The organism is Enterobacter sp. (assembly GCF_977039595.1).
On record NZ_CDRQYH010000130.1, the window covers coordinates 1 to 3,635 of the forward strand.

Sequence of the window (3,635 nt, forward strand, 5' to 3'; positions counted from 1 at the left end):
TATTGTAGGTGGGCCAGTTGGTGATTTTGAACTTTTGCTTTGCCACGGAACGGTCTGCGTTGTCGGGAAGATACGTGATCTGATCCTTCAACTCAGCAAAAGTTCGATTTATTCAACAAAGCCGCAACAAGCTATAGATACATACTCTTTTGTGGTCTGCATCGAAAAAAGGACTCCTCTGATGATTAAGTTTAGTGCAACGCTTCTGGCGACGCTGATTGCAGCGAGCGTGCAGGCGGAGACGATAGATCTGCGTATTCTGGAAACGACCGATCTGCACAGCAACATGATGGACTTCGATTACTACAAAGATACCCCGACGGAAAAATTCGGACTGGTACGCACGGCAAGCCTGATCGATGCGGCGCGTGGCGAAGTGAAAAACAGCGTGCTGGTCGACAATGGCGATCTCATTCAGGGCAGCCCGCTTGGGGACTACATGGCGACCAGGGGGTTGAAAAAAGGCGAGATCCATCCTGTCTATAAAGCGATGAACACCCTGGATTACACCGTCGGCAACCTCGGCAACCACGAATTCAACTACGGTTTGAAATACCTTCACGATGCCCTGGCCGGCGCGAAATTCCCGTACGTTAACGCCAATATCATCGACGTTAAAACGCAAAAGCCGCTCTTTACCCCATACCTGATTAAAAATACCGAGGTTGTCGATCGGGACGGGAAAAAACAAACGCTCAAAATCGGCTATATCGGTTTTGTCCCGCCGCAGATCATGACGTGGGATAAGGCCAACCTCGACGGTAAGGTGACCGTCAACGACATCACCGAAACCGCGCGCAAATACGTGCCGGAAATGCGCGAAAAAGGCGCCGATCTGGTCGTCGTTGTCGCCCACTCGGGCCTCTCCGCCGATCCGTATCAAGCCATGGCAGAAAACTCCGTTTACTATCTGAGTGAAGTTCCGGGCGTCGACGCGATCCTGTTCGGCCACGCCCACGCGGTCTTCCCGGGCAAAGATTTCGCCAGCATCAAAGGCGCGGACATTGAGAAAGGGACGCTTAACGGCGTGCCGTCGGTGATGCCGGGCATGTGGGGCGACCATCTTGGCGTAGTGGATCTGGTGCTGAATAACGACGGTGGCAGCTGGAAGGTGACGCAGTCAAAAGCCGAAGCGCGCCCGATTTACGACGCTGCAGCGAAAAAATCTCTGGCGGCTGAAGATAAAAAACTGGTCAACGTGCTGAAGCACGATCACGACGCCACGCGCGAATTCGTCAGCAAGCCGATCGGCAAATCCGCCGATAACATGTACAGCTTCCTGGCGCTGGTGCAGGACGACCCGACCGTTCAGGTCGTCAACATGGCGCAGAAAGCCTATGCCGAACACTTTGTGCAGGCGATCCGGATCTGGCAAAACTGCCGGTCCTGTCAGCCGCTGCGCCATTCAAAGTGGGCGGGCGTAAGAATGACCCGGCCAGCTATGTTGAAGTCGAAAAGGGCCAGCTGACCTTCCGTAACGCCGCCGACCTCTACCTCTACCCGAACACGCTGGTGGTGGTTAAAGCCACCGGGAAAGAGGTAAAAGAGTGGCTTGAGTGTTCTGCCGGACAGTTTAACCAGATTGACCCTAACAGCAGTAAGCCGCAGTCGCTGATTAACTGGGACGGCTTCCGTACCTATAACTTCGACGTGATCGACGGCGTGAACTACCAGATTGACGTCACCCAGCCGGCGAAATATGACGGCGAGTGCCAGATGATTAACCCGCAGGCGGAGCGCATCAAAAACCTGACCTTCAACGGCAAGGCGATCGACCCGAATGCCACCTTCCTGGTGGCGACCAATAACTACCGTGCCTACGGCGGTAAGTTTGCCGGTACGGGAGATAGCCATATCGCCTTTGCCTCGCCGGACGAGAACCGCTCGGTGCTTGCGGCGTGGATCAGCGCGGAGTCGAAGAAGGCGGGCGAAATTCATCCTGCGGTGGATAACAACTGGCGTCTGGCACCGATCCACAGCGATACGAAACTGGATATTCGCTTTGAAACGTCGCCATCCGACAAGGCAGCCACGTTTATCAAGGAGAAGGCGCAGTATCCGATGAAACAGGTCGCGACGGATGATATTGGGTTCGCGATTTATCAGGTGGATTTGAGTAAGTAAAACAAAACGGCAACACACGTTGCCGCTTTTGGTGTTTGTTCCCTCTCCCCGTTGGAGTGGGTCAGGGTGAGGGCATCGGGCCGCACATGCCCGGCTTTTACGCCGCGCGATCGTCCCGATTCGCCATCACCTTCGGCGTATTCACCTCAATCCAGTCCGCCAGCGCGGCAACTTTCTCGCTGACCTCAATACCCATCGGCGTCAGGCTATACTCTACGTGCGGCGGCACGACCGGATACGATACGCGATCGACAAACCCGTCCTGCTCCAGCGCCTGAAGCGACTGGGACAGCATCTTTTCGCTCACCCCGCCCATTTTGCGGCGCAGATCGCTAAAGCGATGCGTTCCCTGGCGCAGCGCCAGCAGAATCAGTACCCCCCAGCGGCTGGTTACGTGTTTGAGCACCTCTCGTGAAGGGCACTGCTCCGCGAAAAGATTGCCATCGCGCATTTGTTCGCTAAGCGTCGGTATCATTGTTTTCATACTTACCTTTTTGTACGTACTTACTAAAAGTTAGCTATGGTGCTAGTGTGCCACAACACCAGACAAACACGAAGGAGATTCATCATGATCGCGATTACCGGCGCTACCGGCCAGCTTGGCCATCTCGTTATTGAACAGCTGCTGAAAACCGTACCGGCCAGCCAGATTGTGGCCATCGTACGTAACCCGGCGAAAGCGCAAGCCTTAAGCCAGCAGGGTATTGTGGTGCGTCAGGCAGACTACACGGATGAAGCCACCTTCGCCGCCGCGCTGAGCGGCGTGGAAAAGCTTCTGCTGATCTCCTCCAGCGAAGTCGGACAGCGCGCGACCCAGCACCAGAACGTGATTAACGCCGCTAAAACGGCAGGCGTGAAATTTATCGCCTACACCAGCCTGCTGCATGCGGATACATCGCCGCTCGGTCTGCACGTTGAACACGTTGCGACTGAAAAAGCCCTGGCGGCGTCCGGCATTCCTTATGCCCTGCTGCGCAACGGCTGGTATACCGAAAACTACCTGGCGAGCGCGCCGCCTGCGCTGGAGCACGGCGTGTTTATCGGTGCGGCAGGCGATGGCAAAATTGCCTCTGCTACCCGCGCAGACTATGCCGCGGCGGCAGCCAAAGTGATCGCTGAAGAGGGCCATGCGGGCAAAGTGTATGAACTGGCGGGCGACCACGGCTGGACGCTGAGCGAACTGGCGGCTGAACTCAGCAAACAGAGCGGGAAACCGATAACCTATCAGAATCTCAGTGAAGCAGATTTTGCCGCCGCGCTTAAAAGCGTCGGTCTGCCTGCCGGTCTGGCTGATATGCTGGCGGATTCCGATGTTGGCGCGTCCAAAGGGGGACTGTTTGACGATAGCCATACGCTGAGCAAACTGATCGGGCGCGCAACGACACCGCTGGCGCAGAGCATTAAAGCCGTTCTTTAAGGAAGGTGCGAATAAGCAGGTCATTTCTTCCCAAGCTGACTCGCTGATTAAAATTTCGCGGATCTGGGCCGATTTTTTTCCCGCAAACACATCG

At 55.6% G+C, this 3,635-nt stretch carries 2 protein-coding genes and 1 pseudogene; 2 read left to right on the forward strand and 1 reads right to left on the reverse strand.

Annotated features, from left to right (window positions below):
• Window positions 1-181 precede the first annotated feature (181 nt).
• Window positions 182-2,124 (forward strand): annotated as a pseudogene (locus tag ACWYRJ_RS20600) (bifunctional 2',3'-cyclic-nucleotide 2'-phosphodiesterase/3'-nucleotidase).
• Window positions 2,125-2,221: 97 nt separating this feature from the next.
• On the opposite strand, the gene ACWYRJ_RS20605 reads toward ACWYRJ_RS20600, so the two are convergent.
• Window positions 2,222-2,608 carry a winged helix-turn-helix transcriptional regulator gene (locus tag ACWYRJ_RS20605; RefSeq protein ID WP_111965375.1) on the reverse strand — a complete coding sequence of 129 codons (387 nt, stop codon included), beginning with the start codon at window positions 2,606-2,608 and terminating at the stop codon, window positions 2,222-2,224.
• Between the two features lie 84 nt (window positions 2,609-2,692).
• On the opposite strand from ACWYRJ_RS20605, the gene ACWYRJ_RS20610 reads away from it, so the two are divergent.
• Entirely contained in the window at window positions 2,693-3,541 is an 849-nt protein-coding gene (locus ACWYRJ_RS20610; protein WP_455508532.1) for an SDR family oxidoreductase, read from the forward strand.
• Window positions 3,542-3,635: the final 94 nt, after the last annotated feature.

Excerpts from the sequence above, each read along its gene's own strand:
- ACWYRJ_RS20605 (WP_111965375.1), bottom strand. The coding sequence starts at position 2,608 with ATGAAAACAATGATACCGACGCTTAGCGAACAAATGCGCGATGGCAAT.
- ACWYRJ_RS20610 (WP_455508532.1), top strand. The coding sequence starts at position 2,693 with ATGATCGCGATTACCGGCGCTACCGGCCAGCTTGGCCATCTCGTTATT.